This window comes from Mesorhizobium sp. P3_A8, from assembly GCF_056402995.1.
Map to the genome: position 1 here is coordinate 16,767 of NZ_JBFUGI010000020.1, position 16,905 is coordinate 33,671.

General features: G+C 62.7%; 17 protein-coding genes. 10 read left to right on the forward strand and 7 right to left on the reverse strand.

The genetic code is table 11. From position 1 onward, the window contains the following. Positions 1-82 precede the first annotated feature (82 nt). Entirely contained in the window at positions 83-988 is a 906-nt protein-coding gene (locus AC1DX4_RS32165) for a LysR family transcriptional regulator (protein WP_477224152.1), read from the reverse strand. A gap of 135 nt (positions 989-1,123) precedes the next feature. Between AC1DX4_RS32165 and pxpA the strand changes: the two genes are divergently transcribed. The 10 genes from pxpA to AC1DX4_RS32215 all read left to right on the forward strand — a co-directional run bounded on the left by pxpA (position 1,124) and on the right by AC1DX4_RS32215 (position 10,330). Further along, positions 1,124-1,846 (forward strand): 5-oxoprolinase subunit PxpA, encoded by a 723-nt coding sequence (gene pxpA / locus AC1DX4_RS32170; RefSeq protein WP_477224153.1) that lies wholly within the window; start codon positions 1,124-1,126, stop codon positions 1,844-1,846. Positions 1,847-1,913: 67 nt separating this feature from the next. Then, complete coding sequence (locus AC1DX4_RS32175; RefSeq protein WP_477224154.1) at positions 1,914-2,147, forward strand: acetyl-CoA carboxylase; 234 nt, start codon at positions 1,914-1,916, stop codon at positions 2,145-2,147. Then, positions 2,147-3,511, forward strand: a complete 1,365-nt coding sequence (locus tag AC1DX4_RS32180) for an acetyl-CoA carboxylase biotin carboxylase subunit (RefSeq protein ID WP_477224155.1) — start codon at positions 2,147-2,149, stop codon at positions 3,509-3,511. The genes AC1DX4_RS32175 and AC1DX4_RS32180 overlap by 1 nt, the downstream gene beginning before the upstream one ends. A gap of 9 nt (positions 3,512-3,520) precedes the next feature. Beyond that, on the forward strand, positions 3,521-4,396 hold the full coding sequence (locus AC1DX4_RS32185; RefSeq protein ID WP_477224156.1) for a 5-oxoprolinase subunit B family protein: 876 nt from the start codon (positions 3,521-3,523) through the stop codon (positions 4,394-4,396). After that, complete coding sequence (locus AC1DX4_RS32190; protein ID WP_477224157.1) at positions 4,386-5,357, forward strand: 5-oxoprolinase subunit C family protein; 972 nt, start codon at positions 4,386-4,388, stop codon at positions 5,355-5,357. The genes AC1DX4_RS32185 and AC1DX4_RS32190 overlap by 11 nt, the downstream gene beginning before the upstream one ends. Positions 5,358-5,608: 251 nt before the next feature. Then, complete coding sequence (locus tag AC1DX4_RS32195) at positions 5,609-6,361, forward strand: ABC transporter ATP-binding protein (protein ID WP_477224158.1); 753 nt, start codon at positions 5,609-5,611, stop codon at positions 6,359-6,361. Continuing rightward, positions 6,358-7,092 carry an ABC transporter ATP-binding protein gene (locus tag AC1DX4_RS32200; RefSeq protein WP_477224159.1) on the forward strand — a complete coding sequence of 245 codons (735 nt, stop codon included), beginning with the start codon at positions 6,358-6,360 and terminating at the stop codon, positions 7,090-7,092. The genes AC1DX4_RS32195 and AC1DX4_RS32200 overlap by 4 nt, the downstream gene beginning before the upstream one ends. Before the next feature lies 1 nt (position 7,093). Next, the gene (locus AC1DX4_RS32205) at positions 7,094-7,999 is read left to right on the forward strand and encodes a branched-chain amino acid ABC transporter permease (protein WP_477224160.1); all 906 of its coding nucleotides are present in this window, start codon (positions 7,094-7,096) and stop codon (positions 7,997-7,999) included. 3 nt (positions 8,000-8,002) lie between these two features. Further along, complete coding sequence (locus AC1DX4_RS32210; protein ID WP_477224161.1) at positions 8,003-9,091, forward strand: branched-chain amino acid ABC transporter permease; 1,089 nt, start codon at positions 8,003-8,005, stop codon at positions 9,089-9,091. Positions 9,092-9,133: 42 nt separating this feature from the next. Continuing rightward, the gene (locus AC1DX4_RS32215; protein WP_477224162.1) at positions 9,134-10,330 is read left to right on the forward strand and encodes an ABC transporter substrate-binding protein; all 1,197 of its coding nucleotides are present in this window, start codon (positions 9,134-9,136) and stop codon (positions 10,328-10,330) included. 102 nt (positions 10,331-10,432) lie between these two features. Here AC1DX4_RS32215 and AC1DX4_RS32220 read toward each other — a convergent pair whose 3' ends face one another. The 6 genes from AC1DX4_RS32220 to AC1DX4_RS32245 all read right to left on the reverse strand — a co-directional run bounded on the left by AC1DX4_RS32220 (position 10,433) and on the right by AC1DX4_RS32245 (position 16,753). Then, the gene (locus AC1DX4_RS32220; RefSeq protein WP_477224163.1) at positions 10,433-10,849 is read right to left on the reverse strand and encodes a nuclear transport factor 2 family protein; all 417 of its coding nucleotides are present in this window, start codon (positions 10,847-10,849) and stop codon (positions 10,433-10,435) included. Continuing rightward, complete coding sequence (locus AC1DX4_RS32225; protein WP_477224164.1) at positions 10,846-12,228, reverse strand: aspartate aminotransferase family protein; 1,383 nt, start codon at positions 12,226-12,228, stop codon at positions 10,846-10,848. The genes AC1DX4_RS32220 and AC1DX4_RS32225 overlap by 4 nt, the downstream gene beginning before the upstream one ends. A 95-nt stretch (positions 12,229-12,323) precedes the next feature. Beyond that, the gene (locus tag AC1DX4_RS32230; RefSeq protein ID WP_477224165.1) at positions 12,324-13,055 is read right to left on the reverse strand and encodes a LamB/YcsF family protein; all 732 of its coding nucleotides are present in this window, start codon (positions 13,053-13,055) and stop codon (positions 12,324-12,326) included. Between the two features lie 11 nt (positions 13,056-13,066). Further along, on the reverse strand, positions 13,067-15,415 hold the full coding sequence (locus AC1DX4_RS32235) for a xanthine dehydrogenase family protein molybdopterin-binding subunit (RefSeq protein ID WP_477224166.1): 2,349 nt from the start codon (positions 15,413-15,415) through the stop codon (positions 13,067-13,069). Then, entirely contained in the window at positions 15,408-15,905 is a 498-nt protein-coding gene (locus AC1DX4_RS32240; protein ID WP_477224167.1) for a (2Fe-2S)-binding protein, read from the reverse strand. The genes AC1DX4_RS32235 and AC1DX4_RS32240 overlap by 8 nt, the downstream gene beginning before the upstream one ends. Beyond that, the gene (locus AC1DX4_RS32245) at positions 15,902-16,753 is read right to left on the reverse strand and encodes an FAD binding domain-containing protein (RefSeq protein WP_477224168.1); all 852 of its coding nucleotides are present in this window, start codon (positions 16,751-16,753) and stop codon (positions 15,902-15,904) included. Before AC1DX4_RS32245 ends, AC1DX4_RS32240 begins: the two co-directional genes overlap by 4 nt. Positions 16,754-16,905: the final 152 nt, after the last annotated feature.

Consider the following 16,905-nt stretch of genomic DNA (forward strand, 5'->3'; position numbering starts at 1 on the left):
GTGGGAAACGGTTTTCCGTCCGGAATTGCGTCAAAACAAAGAGTTAGAGCAGGTTGCCGTTTCCGTGAAACGGTGAACTGCTCTAGCCGCCACCGCCCATGGTCACGGACATGAAGGCCCGGAAGGCCGCCGCCGCCGGCTCGATTGGTCTGTCACGCGACCATGCCAGGCCGACATCCATGCTGGGGATGGGCTCGACAAGCCGGCGCACTTCGATGCGCTGCCCCTCCAAAGACCAGGGTCGGTAGACCATGTCTGACAGGACAGTGACCCCCATGCCTGCAGCCACGAGCGAGCGCACGGCCTCGACCGAACTGGTGGTAAGGACTGTGCGGAGCGAAAGCCCCGCGGCATCCCAGTAACGGGCGGCCGTGGTGCGTGCCTCATCCACCGTCAGCATGACATAATCTTCCGCCGCCACATCGGCGAGGCTGATTTCCGGCCGTGCTAGCAGGTGATGATCAGCCGAAAGCCAGAGCCGGCGATTCGACCGCATCAAGACCTCCTGCGCCAATTCCTCAGTATGCGCCAGGTTGGACACCAGCATCACAGCCATGTCGATCTCCCCGCACATCAAGCCGCTTTCGAGAGCGTCCCGGGGCAGTTCCAGCACCTCGACCTCGATCTCGGGATAGGTCTTTCGGAACCGCGTGTAGTGGCGCGACATGTAGTAGCCGACGACGGTGTAGGTCATACCAAGCCGCAGCTTGCCCGCCAGGCCTTTCCTGTCGCGCAAGGGGCTTCGGACAGCGGCAGCGACAGCCCCGGTGATAACACGCGCATGTTCAAGAAACCGCGCGCCCTCCATCGTCAACCTTACGCCAGCGTGGTTTCGCTCCAAAAGCCGTACGCCCAGGTCAGCCTCCAGCGTCTTGATCGCCGCAGTGACCGCCGATTGCGAGATGTTGAGTTCCACCGCGGCATGACTAACCTGTCCGCTCTCGGCGGTGGCGATGAAATAATCCAACTGTTTCAATGTGATGGTCATGGTGCGCCCCGGCCCAGAACCATTATCTGTTTTTTTGATATCACAATCAATAAACTACTATTTCACAAGTGCCCCCGCATGCGCAAAAAATGCTGCAACGCCGCAAAGACGGCAGCTTCGAGGGGTAACAATGCGATGGCGGTAACGCTAAACTGCGACATGGGCGAAAGCTTTGGCCTTTATAAGGTTGGCGATGATGTCGGCATGATGCCGATCATCGACGTTGCCAATGTCGCCTGTGGTTTTCACGCTTCCGATCCCGATCACATGCACGCCGCCGTCCGCAGCGCCAAGGCGAGTAGCGTAAAGATCGGCGCCCATCCAGGCTTGCCGGACATTCAGGGTTTCGGCCGGCGAGAGATGCGGATGACCCGCGACGAAGTCAGGAACACCATCATTTACCAGGTGGGCGCGCTTGCCGGCTTCCTCAAGGCAGAGGGTATGGAACTCCACCATATCAAGCCGCATGGCAGCCTTTACTTCATGGCCATGCAGCAGGAGGCAATCGCCCATGGCGTGTGCGACGCGGCAGAGGTTTTCGGCGTACCCCTGTTCGGCATGACGGGCACCCTGCACGAGAAGATCTATCAGGAGCGCGGTATCCCATTCGTCGCCGAGTTCTATGCCGATCTCGACTACGATGCCTCCGGCAAGCTGATCCTGACACGCGTTCATGACGCCAAGGACCCCGCGGAGATGGCCGAGCGTTGCGTGCGCGCCATCAGCAAGCGCGAGGGCACGGCAGAGGATGGCAGTTTCTTCCCCGTACGCTGCGAAACCATCTGTGTGCATTCCGACACGCCGAACGCCATCGAAATAGCCAGGGCCGTGCGCACCGCAATCGCCCCTTGGCACTGAAGTCGACTTAAAACCGCCCGCGCGGGCGGTTCCGAATTAGCCTGTCTGCAGTTTTCCGGAGCTTTTTATGGCCCAGATCCTTTCACCTCTTCCCGGCACTTTCTATCGGAGCGCTTCGCCAGACCAGCCGCCCTACAAGGCTGATGGCGACGCGGTCGCCGCCGGCGACATAATCGGTCTCATCGAAGTGATGAAGTCGTTCCACGAAGTGAGGGCCGAGACGGCCGGTACCAACATCCGCTTCCTTGCCGACAATGAGGACCCCATCATGGCCGGCGCACCCATCGCGGATCTCGACTGATGCTGAAAAAGCTTCTGGTTGCCAACCGGGGCGAGATAGCGGTCAGGATCATCCGGGCCGCACAAGATCTGGGCATCGCCACCGTGGCGGTGTACTCGGCCGCAGACGCCGGGTCGCTCCACGTCCAGCTTGCGGACGAAGCGGTCAATATCGGCCCACCGGCAGCAAAGAAGTCCTATCTCAACATCGAAGCGCTTCTGAAGGCTGCCCGTGACACCGGTTGCGACAGCGTTCACCCCGGCTATGGTTTCCTTGCCGAGAATGCCGCGTTCTCCGACGCGGTCACAGGCGCTGGATTGGTCTTCGTCGGCCCGTCGGGAGATGCGATCCGGATGATGGGAGACAAGGTCTCGGCGCGATCGGCCGCTGCCGCCGCCGGTGTCCCAGTGGTGCCAGGCTCGGCTGGCCGGGTCGAAGGCCTCGAGGCTGGCCGCCAGGTGCTGGCCGAAACCGGTTTTCCAGTGATGATCAAGGCCGCGGCAGGCGGCGGCGGGCGGGGCATCCGCATTGCCAACTCGCTCGCCGAATTCGAACAGGCCTTTCCGCAGGCCGAAGCGGAAGCCCTCGCCGCTTTTGGCGACGGTGGTCTCTACTTGGAAAAGGTGATCGGCAAGGCCCGCCATATCGAGGTGCAGGTCCTGGCGGACGGAAGCAATGCCATCCACTGCTACGAGCGGGAGTGCTCGCTGCAGCGGCGACGCCAGAAGGTTTGGGAAGAGGCGCCGTCGCGCGCGCTTTCCGACGGGTTGCGCGAGGAACTCTGCGCTTCGGCGGTCGCTTTGGCCAAGGCGGTCAGATACTCTGGTGCCGGCACGGTGGAGTATCTCTATGATCATGACGCCGACCGCTTTTACTTCATCGAGATGAACACCCGCATCCAGGTCGAGCACCCTGTCACCGAGGCGATCACCGGCATCGATCTCGTTGCCGAGATGCTTCGCATCGCCGGCGGCGAGAAGCTGCGGATTCGGCAGGGCGATGTCTCCGTCAAGGGCCATGCGATCGAAGTCCGGCTCAATGCCGAAGACCCGGCGAAGGAGTTCGCTCCCTTCCCCGGGCAGGTGGCCGAGCTTCGCATTCCCGGCGGTCCGGGCGTACGTTTCGATTCCATGCTCTACCAAGGCTATCAGGTGCCGCCCTTTTATGACTCGCTGCTTGCCAAGCTGATCGTGCATGCGGAGACGCGCGAGGCTGCGATCATGCGCCTGATCCGCGCGCTCAACGAGTTGAAGATCGGCGGGCTCAAAACCACCAAGCCGCTGTTTCTTGCGCTCGCCGCCGATCCGGCGGTGCGGACAGGAGACGTGCATACACGCTGGCTGGAAGGCTGGCTCATCGAAAACGCCGCCACTTTGGCGGGCTAAGGAGGACCGATGTCGATACGATTCAACTTCGGCGGTGACGAACATATCTTCGGCGAGGTGTCCGAGGAGATGTCGCTCACCTCCTTCTTCACCGGCCTTTCGATGACCAACGCGGTGCGTGCGGCAGACATAAGAGGCGTCACCGAGATCTGCCCGGCCAACGCCAGCTTCCAGATTCGCTTCGACCCCGACATCGTCAAGCCGCAGGATTTGCTCAGCGAACTGAAGTCGATGGAAGAGGCGGCCTCAAAGGCAGACCCGGTTCTGAAGACCCGGATCATCGAGCTGCCGGTTTACTTCCAGGATCCATGGACGCGTGAAACCTGCTTGCGCTTCCGCGAGCGCCACCAGGACCCGACCTCCACCGATCTTGAATATTCGGCACGCATCAACGGCTACGCCACGGTGGAAGAGTTTATCGCGGCCTATTCCGGCCAGCCCTGGTTCGTGTCCATGGTCGGCTTCGTCGCCGGACTGCCCTTCCTGTACCAGATGGTCGAGCGCAAGAAACAGATTCAGGCGCCGAAATATCTGCGTCCACGCACCGACACTCCCAAGCTCACCATCGGCCACGGCGGCTGCTTTGCAGCGATCTATTCGGTGCGCGGCGCCGGCGGCTACCAGATGTATGGCATAACCCCGGCACCGATCTACGACCCGACCATGAAGGTGCGCTACCTCTCCGATGATATGTGCCTGTTCAAGCCAGGCGACATCGTGAAGTTCAAGGCCATTGGCCGCGATGACTACGACGCCACGCTGGAGGAAATCGAAGCCAATCGGTGGCAACCGACGGTTCGCGAGTGCACCTTCAGCCTGAAGGACTTCAACGGCGATATTTACGGCACCAATGCAAAGCTGATGGAGCTTATCAATGGCCGTTAAGGTAATCTCTCCCGGCCTTTCGACTTCCGTGCAGGACCTTGGCCGACCGGGCCACTATCATGTCGGCATCCCCGAAGGCGGCGGCATGGACCGCTTTGCCACACGCATCGCGAACCTGCTTGTCGGCAACGATCCGGGAGCCGCGGTGCTCGAAGCCACCTTCATGGGACCCGAACTCGAATTCACCCAATCCGCGATCGTCGCCGTCACGGGAGGAGAGCTCCCACCCAAACTCAATGGCGAGGAACGGCCGACCTGGGAGAGCTTTCCGGTGAAGGCGGGAGACCGGCTTTCCTTTGGTTTCCTCAAGGGCGGTGCGCGCGCTTATCTGGCCATCTCCGGCGGCATCGACGTGCCGGTGGTTCTCGGCTCGCGCTCGACTTACATTCTGGGCGCGCTCGGCGGCCATCAGGGCCGCACGCTGAAGGCAGGCGATGAACTCCCCTTAGGTGAAGGCTCGGGCAAAGCCGGTCTTTCTCTGCCCGCAAATCTGCACCGCGCGCGGAACAATCCGGCGGAACTCAGAATGCTTCCTGGCCTGTACTGGCATCGGATTACTGAAGCCGCCGGCAATCGGTTCTTCGAGGAAACCTGGAAGGTCGCGCCCGAAGCCGACCGCATCGGCTATCGCTTCCGGGGCGGGACGCCGCTGGAGTTCGTTGAGCGCGAGCAGCCTTTCGGCGCGGGCTCCGACCCCTCCAACATCGTCGACGCCTGCTATCCCTACGGATCCGTCCAGGTGCCGAGTGGCACGGAGCCGATCGTCCTTCACCGGGATGCGGTTTCGGGTGGCGGCTACATGATGCTGGGTGTGGTGATCTCGGCCGACATGGACCTGATCGCCCAGCTCCAGCCGCACACTCCCGCGCGTTTCGTTTCGGTGACGCTGGAAGGCGCGCTTGCCGCGCGAGCCGAACAGCGCGCCGCGCTGGCGCGTGCTGAAGAGTACCTGGCCGGCTGACGTCGGCCTGGAAAAATGCCGGCGGAGGAGCCGGAGGCGAGGAGATCGGTCGGCCAAAACCGACCGCGCGTGGCGGAAGACAAAATCCGGTGCGCGAAACGACAAGACGACGCCGGGCAACGGCGTGAATTTGGCATCCGAGCAGTCCGTTAGAGACCGCCGGAACCGACAGGGGAAAGACATTAGCAACGTGACTGGCCGCAAGGCCGGATGCTTCGCGCCTTTCCGTCGGTAAGAAGAAGGAAAGGGACATGAGTCATCTGAGCGCGGAGAACGTCTCGGTGTCGTTTGCGGGGCTAAAGGCCCTGTCATCGGTAGACCTCCAGATTACGCCTGGCCGTATCGTTGGTCTCATCGGCCCCAATGGCGCCGGCAAGACCACGCTGGTCAACGTGCTGACGGGCTTCCAGGCTCCGACCGAAGGCACCGTCAAGCTCGACGGGGCGGCACTCACGGGTCTCAAGCCGCATCAGGTCCGTCGGCGCGGCATCGCCCGCACCTTCCAGGGTGGGCGGCTCTTCCGCGACCTGCCGGTGCTCGACAATCTGGAGGTGACCGGCGTTGGTCTGGGAATGAGCCGGCGCGCTGCCATCGCCGAAGCCGAAGCGATGCTCGACTGGATAGGCATCGGCGCACTCGGCTCCCGCATCGCCGGAACCTTGCCTTATACGGATGAGCGCCGTGTCGCCATTGGCCGTGCCCTGATGGGACGGCCCGCATACATCCTGCTCGACGAGCCCGCGGCCGGCATGAGCACGCTGGAGGCGCGGGAGCTTTCGGCCCTGATAAGACAGATCGCCGGCGATCTCGGCTGCGGTGTCCTGCTCATCGAGCACAATGTCGGGCTGGTGCTCGGCCTTTGCGAGCATATCGTCGTGCTCGATTCCGGAGCGATCATCGAACAAGGCCCGCCCGCCGCGATCCGCGACAGCGAGAAGGTGCGCCACGCCTATATGGGCACGGCCGCCAACACCGACCTGCCTGTGCTGGAGGTGATGGAATGAGCCTGCTCGCCCTTTCCGATATCACCATCCGATATAGCCGTCTGACCGCGGTCCGCGACGTCTCCTTCTCCATGGACGAAGGAGAAATCCTGTTCATCACCGGCCCGAACGGAGCCGGGAAGTCTTCGCTGCTGCGTGCGATCGCCGGCGTGACACCGGTGGCGGGCGGCCGGATCGACCTTGCGGGCCATGAGATCACCGGCCAGGCGCCGGAGAACATCGCCCGGCTCGGATTCTCCATGGTGCCGGAAGGGCGCGATGTCTTCGGCTCGCTGACGACCGAAGAGAACCTTCTGGTCGGCGCTGGCATGCACGCCCGCGACCGCGGCTGGCGCAGCCGGGCGGCCGACGAACTCGAAGCCGTTTACGCAACCTTCCCGATGCTGAAGGAGAGGCGGCACGGGCAAGCTGGATTGCTGTCTGGCGGGCAGCAGCAAATGCTCGTCATCGGGCGCGCGCTGATGACCAATCCGCGGCTTATAGCCATTGACGAACCTTCGCTGGGCCTCGCCCCCAACATCAACGACCAGGTCTACGAGCGGCTGATCGCTCTGCGTGCGCAGCGCCAGCTCACGCTGCTGATCGTGGAGCAGAGTTCGGCCCGGGCGATGATGGTGGGCGGGCGGATGATCCTGATGCGCGGCGGGCAGATCGTGCTCGATGGCGACGCCCGGACACTCGGCAACGGCGAGGCGATCCAGGCTGCCTATTTCGGTTACGAGGACCATTGAGATGCTCCAGATCCTGTTTGATGCACTCTCGCTTGGTTCGCTCTACGCGCTGGGCGCACTTGGCATTGCCCTTATCTTCGGCGTCATGCGGCTTGTGAACTTCGCGCATGGCGACGTCATCGCCTTCTGCGTCTTCGCGCTGCTGTGGCCGTCGACGGATGCCATGGCCATCGTCTTTGCTGGCCAATTGCCGTGGTACCTGCTGGTGCCCTTCGTGCTGCTCTGCGGGGCCGGGTTGTCGGTGCTGTGTGAAATCATCGTCTTCAGGCGGTTCCGCAAGGCAAATCCGGCAACGATGATGATCGCTTCCTTCGCGCTCGGTTTCGTCATTCGCTATTTTCTGCTGATGCTTTTCTCAAGCCGGCCGAAGTCGATCAATCTCCTCCCCGAGCTCTCCCAACCCGTCGAGATTTTCGGCGCCCGGCTGCCGCTTCTCCAGCTCATCACCATCGTCGCGACGATGTTGATCCTGTTGGGTCTGACCGTCTTTCTGCGCCGGACCCGGTTCGGACTGGAAATGCGGGCGGCGGCGGAGAATTTCTCCATGGCGCGCATGCTCGGCGTCCGCGCCAACCGGGTCATCATGGGGGCCTTCGCGCTGTCCGGCGCGCTGGCCGGTGCCATTGCCTTGATCTTCGTGGCCCAGACCGGCACCGCCGATATCCAGATGGGGGCGGCGATCATGCTGATGGCGTTCATCGCAACGGTTATCGGCGGCCTGGGCAGTCTGGCTGGCGCCGTGCTGGCGGGGTTCCTGCTCGGTGCCGCGTCGGTGATCATGCAGGTCATGCTGCCCATCGACGCCCGGCCCTTCCGCGATGCCTTTGTCTATGGAGCGGTCGTCCTTGTTCTCCTCTTCCGTCCGCAAGGCCTGATTTCGGCCCGTGGCACAAAGGAAAGGGTCTGATCCATGTCCGCAGCGTCCCCGGCCATCGAGCCGCACCTGACCACCGGCACCATCGTCGCCAAACCCCCTCGGCCCTTCGTGCTGGCGCGCCGTACCATCATCACGCCCATCCTGCTAGCGCTGTTGATGATCGCCATCGCACTGCTGACGATAATGACCGGATCGAGACCATTCAATCAGGTGATCATTGACGTCTTCCTCCGGGTCATCCTCGTCGTCGGCCTTTATGTATTTATCGGCAATTCCGGCGTGCTGAGCTTCGGCCATATCGGCTTCACCTGCCTCGGCGCCTATGTGGCGGCGTGGCTGACGATCAATCCCGTCATGAAGAAGATGGCCTTTTCCGGTCTCCCCGGCTGGCTGATAAAAACCCAAATGCCCTATTGGGAGGCGGCCATCATCGCCGCGATCTTTGCAGGACTGGCGGCGCTGGTCTTCGGGCGGATCCTGATGCGGCTATCGGGCATCGCCGCCTCCATCGCCACCTTCGCCATGCTGGCAATGATCAACACGATCTACTCCAACTGGGAAACCGTCACCGGCGGGACATCGTCGGTCGTCGGCATCCCGATCATCCGCTCGATCTGGCCCTATCTGATCGCCGCCATCATCTCGATCTTCATTGCCTGGGCACATGCCATATCGCGTTCGGGCCTCGCACTGCGTGCCGCCCGCGACGAACCGACGGCGGCAGCAGCCTCCGGCGTCGATATCCCCAGGGAGCGGCTTGTCGCCTTCGTGATCTCCGGTGCCATAATGGGGCTCGGCGGCGCCTTGATGGCCCACTCCATCGGGGTTGTAACGCCGGACACCTTCTATCTCGGTCTCACCTTCATCACCATCGCCATGCTTGTCGTTGGCGGCATGGGCAGCCTTTCGGGCGCCGTGATCGGTGTCGTGTTCCTCTCGGCCCTGATCCAGACCCTGCGCTGGCTGGAAGCCGGGGTTTCCATTGGCGACGTCGCCTTCGCCATACCGAAAGGCCTTCAGGAGATCGCCCTGGGTATCATCATGATCATCATTCTGGCGCTTCGTCCGGCAGGCGTTTTCGGCAATCGCGAGATCTCTTTAACCCGCAACCGCGGTGACTGACCGGCGGATTGTAAGCCGCCGTAACCTTGAAAGGAGAAGTCTATGATAAACAAACTAAAAATAGCGACAGCAACGATGCTCTTCACCGCAACGGCTGCGTTTCCAGCCTTGGCGGACGACAGCAAGATCGTGGTCGGTTTCGCCACGGCGGAATCGGGTTTCATGGAGGCTTACGACAAGCCTGCCACCGATGCCGCGTTGATCCGCATCGACGAAATCAACGCCGCCGGCGGTCTTCTGGGGAAGAAGATTGAAGTCGTGAAAGCCGACACCAAGTCCGACCGTGCCGAAGGCGCAAAGGCCGGTCTTTCCGTTCTCGACCAGGGCGCAGACCTCGTCGTCGTCTCCTGCGACTACGACTTCGGTTCGCCCGCGGCACTCGCCGCCGAGGCGGCTGGCAAGGTTTCCTTCTTCCTCTGCGCTGAATCCGTAAAGGCGGGCATACAGGGCGTGGGTCCGCACAGCTTCTCGGCGTCGGTGCTGGCGGCCGTGCAGGGAGCGACGATGGCCGAATGGGCATACAACAAGAAGGAGGCCAAGACCTTCTACCGCCTGCTCGACACCTGGACCGAATACAACAAGGGCATCTGCGACGGCTTCGACTGGATGATGCCGAAGCTGGAGACCAAGGGCGCCAAACTTGTGGGTCAAGATACCTTCAAGAACGACGACCCCTCAATCGCTGCCCAGATCAGCCGTATCAAGGCCCTGCCAAAAGAACCCGATGCGATCATGCTTTGCACCATGATGCCGGGCTCTGTTTCGGCGGTTAAACAGATCCGCGCCGCAGGCATCAATTCGATGATTCTCAACGGCTCCGGGGTGGACGGCAGCTACTGGCTTTCGGCCGTACCTGACCTTTCCAATTTCTACGTTCCGGTTCAGGGTTCCATCTATGGCGACGACCCGAATCCGGAAGTCAACAAGTTCAACGCAGCCTACAAGGCCAAGACCGGCGCCGACCCGTCTTCCATGTATGTCTATCCAGGCTATGTCATGATCGACGTCTGGGCAAAGGCCGTTGAACGCGCCAAGAGCATCGACGCCGATGCCGTTGTCGCGGAACTCGAAAAAATGAAGAACGAGCCGACCCTCTTTGGTCCCCGCACCTTCACCTCCGAACTGCACCACCAGAACCAGACCAAATACCTGATCGCCGACACCGAGAAAGGCAAGCCATCGATCGTCGACAGCTGGACGATCTCCGAACCGATCCCGCTTGACGCGCTCTTGAAGTAGTGGTGGCGGCCGGCTCGGTCCGGCCGTTCTTCCCATCCGGCAAAGCAAAAAAACCCGGCCAGCATGATGCGGGCCGGGTTCGATTTATCAGCCGATGACCTTTTACGTCCGGGCCTTGCGATAGGAATCCTTGAGCGCAATCCGCGCGCCTGAAAAAACGAAAATGTCGCAGCCGTCGACCTCTATCTTGTCTCCCGCCGCACTTGTTCCCGTGAAGCGCCAGGAAGACAGTCCGGTATCTCCGCTGACCACATGGCTGCCATTCGACCAGGCAGCATCCGGAAAGGTTGAAAAGATAGCGGCATAGGCAGCGCGCACGGCTTCCCGTCCAATGTGACGGCGACCGCTCGGTTCGGGTCCAGCCGAGCCATGGAAGGCGCAATCCTGCGCCATGCAGGCCATCAAGCCGTCGAGGTCGTGGGCGTTCCACGCCGCCATGAACTGGCCAAGAAGCGCGGACCGCTGAGCCGGAAGATCGCCGCCGGTCATGCCGGTTTGGTTAGCATGTTCGCCGGTCATTCCAGCCCCTCCTTCGCGACAGCACCGGTTAGCCGGTCCAGCGATCTCGACATGCGGGTCATGATTTCCGCAATGTCCTCTGCCGTCACGATCATCGGCGGGCAAAGCGCAAGCTGGTCGCCGATATTGCGGAAGATGAGACCTTCTTCGTGACCGATGACCGACGCTATCGCGCCCGCGCGGCCTACTTTTGCAAAAGGCCGCTTGGTCGCCTTGTCGGCAACCAGCTCGACCGCCCCGATCAGGCCGGTGCCGCGAGCCTCCCCGACAAGGGGATGATCGGCAAACGAGCGAATACCCGCCTGGAAGGCCGCTTCCATCCGGGCCGCATTGCCCATCAAATCGCGTTCCTCGATGATGGCGAGATTCTCCAGCGCAACGGCCGTCGCGACCGGATGACCCGACGCCGTGAAGCCGTGGCCGAAATTGCCGATCGTGGCGGTGTTGTCGGCAATCGCATGATAGATCGCATCGGAGAAAATGACGGCGGCAAGCGGCATGTAAGACGACGTGATTTGCTTGGAGACCGTCATGATATCAGGCGTGAAGCCGTATTTCTGAGCGCCGAAGGGCGTTCCAAGACGGCCAAAACCGCAGATCACTTCATCTGCTATCAAAATGATATCATTTGCCCGGCAGATTTTCTCCACGCCTTCCCAGTAGCCGACCGGCGGTGGCAGAACGCCGCCAGCTGCCATAAGCGGTTCTCCTATGAAGGCTGCGATCGTATCAGCCCCTTCTTCCGCAATCACCGCTTCCAGCTCGGCAAGCAAACGCGCCGTGAAGGCCGCTTCGTCTTCTCCTTCCATGCCGAAACGATAGAAGTGCGGGCAGGTCAGGTGGCGAACGGGAATCGCCGGCAGGTCGAAGTCGCGATGGTTGATCGGCAGGCCCGTCAGGCTGCCGGAGGCGACGGTGATGCCGTGATAGCCCTTGGTCCGTGCCAGGAATTTCTTCTTCTTGGGCCGGCCCAGCGCATTGTTCATGAACCACATCATCTTGACGATGGTGTCGTTGGCCTCCGAACCCGACGACGTGAAGAACACACGCGTCAGGTTTTGCGGCGTCATCTCCACCAGCTTCTCCGCGAGCCGGATGGACGGCTCATGCGCCTTGGAGGAGAAGGTGTGGTAGTAGGGCAGCTTCAGCATTTGCTGATAGGCAGCGTCGGCCAACCGCTTTTCCGAAAAGCCGACGCCCACCGACCACAGCCCGGCGAGCCCTTCGATATATTCCTTGCCACGTTCGTCATACACACGGATGCCGTCGCCGCGGCTGATGATCAGCGGCCCGGTTTGTTCGTGCTGACGCAGGTTGGTGTAGGGGTGCATGGTGGTGGCGATGTCGGCGGCGGCGAGAGAGTTGGAAAGCGCGTCCATGGAAGTCCTCAGCGGCTCGTGGAAATGGTTCGGGTTGTAGGCTCGAGATCGTCCTCGATCCCATGCATAGAGCCTTTACGATTCGGAAAAATGAATCATGGGAGGCTTTTGGAATGCGTGTCGATGATCCGCCGCATCAACGCGGCGACGTCGCGCGCATTCGGCGGATCGGAGTGGATGCAGACGGTGTCGAACTCGACTGGACGGACCGTGCCGGCTACCGTGACGAGTTCGCGTCGGGTAAGCGCTCCCACCATGCGGTGCTCGGCAAGCGTCAGGTCGATGGCCGACTGGACGCGCGGGATGATCAGGCTGCCGCCGGGAGCGTAGGCAAGATCGGGAAAGAACTCGCCCACGAAGGCGACGCCGAGTTCCGCTGCCGCCGCCTCGTGGAAGGTTCCCGCCATGCCGAAAAGCGGGACGCCGAACGGCTTGACCGCCGCGGCAATTGCCCGGGCGGTGTCCATGTCGTGCGCGGCCATGCCGTAGATGATGCCGTGCGGCTTGACGTGGCTGAGCCGTCCGCCCTCGGCGGCCAGTATCCCTGTCAGAGAGCCTATTTGGTAGAGGAAGGCGGCTGTCAGTTCCTCCGGCTGAAGTTTCATTTCGCGCCGGCCGAACCCCTCGCGATCGGGAAGGGAAGGATGCGCGCCGACCTGTTTGCCATGCGAGAGCGCGAGCCGCACGGTCTTCAGCATCGTCCATGGATCGGAGGCGTGGAAGCCGCAGGCGATGTTGGCGCAATCGATATGCGGCATGATGCCGGCATCGTCGCCGAAGCGCCAGTTGCCGTAGCTTTCCCCCATGTCGCAGTTCAGGGTGACCATGGTTTGGTGCCTCAGCTCAGAGTGTTTGCTGCCCAGCCGGGGGCGATGTGCGGGAATTCCGGCGGTGGTTCGTGCTCGTGCAGCAGTCGAAGCACGCGCGGCGGCATCAGCGGCAGTTGCCGCACCGGCTTGCCGATGGCGCGTGCCACCGCGCAGCCGATCGCCGCGCCCACGGCCAGGATGGGCACCTCGCCCGCGCCCTTGGTGCCGAGCGGCCCCATCGACGGTGCACCCTCATAGAGGTCGGCGGCGACCGGGATCACGTCCTGCGCCAGCGGCAGGCGATAGGTCTCGAAATCGTCCTGCGCGATGCGTCCGTCGGCGGTGATCGTCACCTCCTCATGCAAGGCGTAGCCGAGACCCTGCACGACCCCGCCCTGTATCTGGCCCATGACCGCGCGCGGGTTTAGCGCACGGCCGACATCCTGCACCACGCGATAGGCCAGAACCTCGACATGGCCGGTGTCCGGGTCAACCGCCACCTCGGCCTCGTGCACGACGAAGACGGGGATGTCGAGCGCATCGATGAAATGCCCCATGGCGCAGCCCGCCATGGCCGGCGTGTTCCTGGCCGTAAAGGCTCCGCTTCCGGTGATCGGGCCGGTGGTTGCCTGCGCATGGGCGACGACAGCGGGGATCGACATGCCGGAACCGGGACGTTCCGCGATCTCGACACGCCCCTCCCGCAGTACCAAATCTTCCGGTCGGGTCTGGAGCATCTCGCCGGCGGTCCGCAACAACTTCTCGCGCACCTCCGCGCAGGCGGCCACACTTGCCGCGCCAATGGACACTGTGGTCCGTCCGCCGCCAACGCCGACATCGAGACCGGCGGCATCCGTATCGGCTTCGCGCACGATCACCTGGTCGGGAGCAAGGCCGAGCTGCCCGGCCACGATCTGCGGCAGGGATTGCACCATCGTGCCGGAACCAATCTCCACACCCGACGTGACCAGTGTTGCACTGCCGTCGGCGTTCAAATTCACCGTCGCCGCCGAAGGCCCGACGAAAACGAACCATGTGCCGACCGTGGTCGCAATTCCATAGAGCCTGCCGTCGGCCTTGGCCTCCGATGTGCCGGTACTGGCGCGCAACGTCTCCATGCGATCGAGCATCGGACCCAGCACGTCGGCCTCGAAAACCTGGCCAGTGGCGCCGAGATCGCCATCTCCCAGGACATTTTTCTTCCGAAACTCCATCGGGTCGAAACCCAGCGCATCGCAGATTTCGTCGGTATGTCGCTCCAACGCGAATGTGTTGTAGACGCCGTTGCAAGCGCGGAAAGCACCATTGGGTGGCGTGTTGGTGTATACGGCGCGGCTGACGAGCCGCGTGGCGCCAACCTTGTAATTGCCGCCCAGCGTATGCGCCGTCATCGTCGTCAGGAAGACCTGTTCGCCGCCATACGCACCGCAGTCCATCAGCACGACCGCCTCGCGTCCGGCGATGTATCCTTCGGCGGTGACAGCGGAGCGAATGCGGATTTCCGCATTCTCGCGGCAGAGGCAGGTTGCCATCTCTTCCTGCCGGGTGTTTTCCAGGACCACCGTGCGCCCGGTCATCCGCGCCAGAAGTGCCGTGATCGGCTCGATGGACGCATCGAATTTCAGGCCGAACCCGCCACCGACAGGCGGCACGGTGACCCGCACACGCCCGGGCGCAAGCTGCATGACCCTTCCGGTGACGTTGCGCACGGTCCAGGGCACCTGCGTCGAGGTCTGGATATGAGCACGGCCATCCTCCCAGGAGCCGATGGCAACGCGCGGTTCGAAGGGCACGTGGCTCTGCCGGCCGACGGTGAAGCTGCTCTCGACAATGCGTATATCGGGTCGGGCGAAGGCAGCATCGACGTCGCCGCGACTGGATTTTGCCTCCCATGCGATGTTGCCGGCACGTGCACCACCTTCCGTGAGCACCTCATAGCCGCGCCAGCCCTCGTGAACGAGGCGGGCGGCGGGCCGGAGCGCATCGGCCATGGTGAGCACCGGTGCCAGCGGCTCGACCTCGAGCATGATGGCGGCAAGTGCCGCCCGCGCCTGCTTATCCGTCTCGGCAGCGATGACGGCGATTGGCTCGCCGTGATAGCGGATCGTGTCGATGGCCAGGAGCGGATGGTCGGCGATGCCGATGCCGTAGAGGCCTGGCGCATCGGCGCCGGTCGCCACCGCGCGCACGCCAGGATAGCGAAGTGCCGCCGAAACGTCGAGCTTGAGGATACGCCCCGCAGGAACGGTCGACCGCAGCAGCACGGCATGTAACATGTCGGGGCGAACTCGGTCGTTGGTGTATTTCGTGCGCCCGCGCAGCTTGTCCTGCGCATCGCGGCGGGGAAGATTCATCACCGTGGCGGACAGCTCAGACATTGATGCCTCCCACCAACTGGCCGGTCTTGCGCGCCTGGTCGAGGCAGTCGGCCACGGCGTCGACGATCCGCTCATATCCGGTGCAGCGGCAGATGTTGCCGACCATCGCGGCCTTGATTTCAGGCCGGCTCGCATGCGGATTGTCGCGCACGAACGCCGAAAGGCTCATGACCATTCCAGGAAAACACATGCCGCATTGCACGGCATCGGCGGCCTCGAAATTGGCCTGGAGCGGGTGCAGCGCCTGGTTTCCGGAACTCAATCCCTCGATGGTCGTCACCGCGCATCCCTGGACCAGGCCAACCGGCTTCAAACAGGACGGCACCGCTTCGTCGTCGACATGCACCGTGCAGGCGCCGCAGAAGCCTTCGCGGCACACGGCCTTGGTCCCGGTCAGGAATTGGTCCCGCCGCAGGATGTCGACGAGCGGCGTCATCGGATCGCCATGAAAGCGGCAGTCCTCGCCATTCAACTGGAATGTCACAATCATGCCAGGCCCTCGGTCCTGAGAAGTGCGGCAACGCCGCGCTTGACCAGCGGCGGAAGAACCTGGCGCCGGTACCAACCCTCGGCTTCCCTGCCGTCGCGGCCCTGAAAATCATTGTGCTCCAGTGCAAGCTCGGCGGCGCGTTGCGGATCGAGCTCGGAGGCAGGGTCCGCCCCCATGGCCTGTTCGAGCGCCGTCCAGCGCCGCGCTACAGGCTCCACCGAACCGACGGCAATGCGACACCGCTTGTTTCTGTCCACCGCGAGCGAGACGATGGCGACCGGGTAGTCGCCGGCTTTCCGAAGCGGCAGGCGGATATGCGCACTTGCGATCAGGTCGCGGCGCAGATGAATTCTCGTCACGATCGCTTCGGTCAGCAACGTGTGCCTGTCTTTGAGGAAATCCGAAATACCGAGAAGTTTTGGACCTTCGAACGTCTCCAGCTCCACCGTCGCCTCACAGGCGAGAAGCGCGGGGGCGAGATCGGCGGCGGCAAAGTCGAGGGCACAGAGGTTGCCGCCCACGGTGGCAACCCTTCGGATGCCGGGATTGGCCGCACCCTGCGCCGCCGCAAGCAGACCTTCGAAGCCCGCTGCCCCATGCAACGCGCGGCCAAGTGCTGCGTGGGTAACAGCGGCACCGATGACGACATGGTCCGGTTCGATTTCGACCTTGGACAAGGCCGGTATTCGGTGGAGTGCGACCACCGCCTCGGGGAGGTCGACCCCGCGCCGGGGATCACGCATCATCCAGGTGCCGCCGGCAAGCACCGCAGCACCTTGCCGGCGTGCAGCCAATGCCTCTTCAAGTGTGCTGGCCGCGGTGAACGATCGTTCCACGCCTGGTGCCATCTGTCATACCCCTCGGAAGCAGCCAACTTTCGCGGCGCTCCAACATTGTTGCTCCAGCTTCAAGCTCCTGTGAAATAGTAATTCTTTGAATATCGTATCGAAAAAACAGATAGCTCCATGCAAGCGCCCGCAAGGTTTGCGGCGCGCTCGTT

What these genes read in the sequence shown, in the direction of transcription:
- AC1DX4_RS32185 (WP_477224156.1), top strand. Translation starts at nt 3,521, where the DNA reads ATGTCGATACGATTCAACTTCGGCGGTGACGAACATATCTTCGGCGAG.
- AC1DX4_RS32235 (WP_477224166.1), bottom strand. Translation starts at nt 15,415, where the DNA reads ATGTCTGAGCTGTCCGCCACGGTGATGAATCTTCCCCGCCGCGATGCG.
- AC1DX4_RS32180 (WP_477224155.1), top strand. Translation starts at nt 2,147, where the DNA reads ATGCTGAAAAAGCTTCTGGTTGCCAACCGGGGCGAGATAGCGGTCAGG.
- pxpA (WP_477224153.1), top strand. Translation starts at nt 1,124, where the DNA reads ATGGCGGTAACGCTAAACTGCGACATGGGCGAAAGCTTTGGCCTTTAT.
- AC1DX4_RS32175 (WP_477224154.1), top strand. Translation starts at nt 1,914, where the DNA reads ATGGCCCAGATCCTTTCACCTCTTCCCGGCACTTTCTATCGGAGCGCT.
- AC1DX4_RS32215 (WP_477224162.1), top strand. Translation starts at nt 9,134, where the DNA reads ATGATAAACAAACTAAAAATAGCGACAGCAACGATGCTCTTCACCGCA.
- AC1DX4_RS32220 (WP_477224163.1), bottom strand. Translation starts at nt 10,849, where the DNA reads ATGACCGGCGAACATGCTAACCAAACCGGCATGACCGGCGGCGATCTT.
- AC1DX4_RS32230 (WP_477224165.1), bottom strand. Translation starts at nt 13,055, where the DNA reads ATGGTCACCCTGAACTGCGACATGGGGGAAAGCTACGGCAACTGGCGC.
- AC1DX4_RS32225 (WP_477224164.1), bottom strand. Translation starts at nt 12,228, where the DNA reads ATGGACGCGCTTTCCAACTCTCTCGCCGCCGCCGACATCGCCACCACC.
- AC1DX4_RS32240 (WP_477224167.1), bottom strand. Translation starts at nt 15,905, where the DNA reads ATGATTGTGACATTCCAGTTGAATGGCGAGGACTGCCGCTTTCATGGC.
- AC1DX4_RS32200 (WP_477224159.1), top strand. Translation starts at nt 6,358, where the DNA reads ATGAGCCTGCTCGCCCTTTCCGATATCACCATCCGATATAGCCGTCTG.
- AC1DX4_RS32245 (WP_477224168.1), bottom strand. Translation starts at nt 16,753, where the DNA reads ATGGCACCAGGCGTGGAACGATCGTTCACCGCGGCCAGCACACTTGAA.
- AC1DX4_RS32210 (WP_477224161.1), top strand. Translation starts at nt 8,003, where the DNA reads ATGTCCGCAGCGTCCCCGGCCATCGAGCCGCACCTGACCACCGGCACC.
- AC1DX4_RS32165 (WP_477224152.1), bottom strand. Translation starts at nt 988, where the DNA reads ATGACCATCACATTGAAACAGTTGGATTATTTCATCGCCACCGCCGAG.
- AC1DX4_RS32195 (WP_477224158.1), top strand. Translation starts at nt 5,609, where the DNA reads ATGAGTCATCTGAGCGCGGAGAACGTCTCGGTGTCGTTTGCGGGGCTA.
- AC1DX4_RS32205 (WP_477224160.1), top strand. Translation starts at nt 7,094, where the DNA reads ATGCTCCAGATCCTGTTTGATGCACTCTCGCTTGGTTCGCTCTACGCG.
- AC1DX4_RS32190 (WP_477224157.1), top strand. Translation starts at nt 4,386, where the DNA reads ATGGCCGTTAAGGTAATCTCTCCCGGCCTTTCGACTTCCGTGCAGGAC.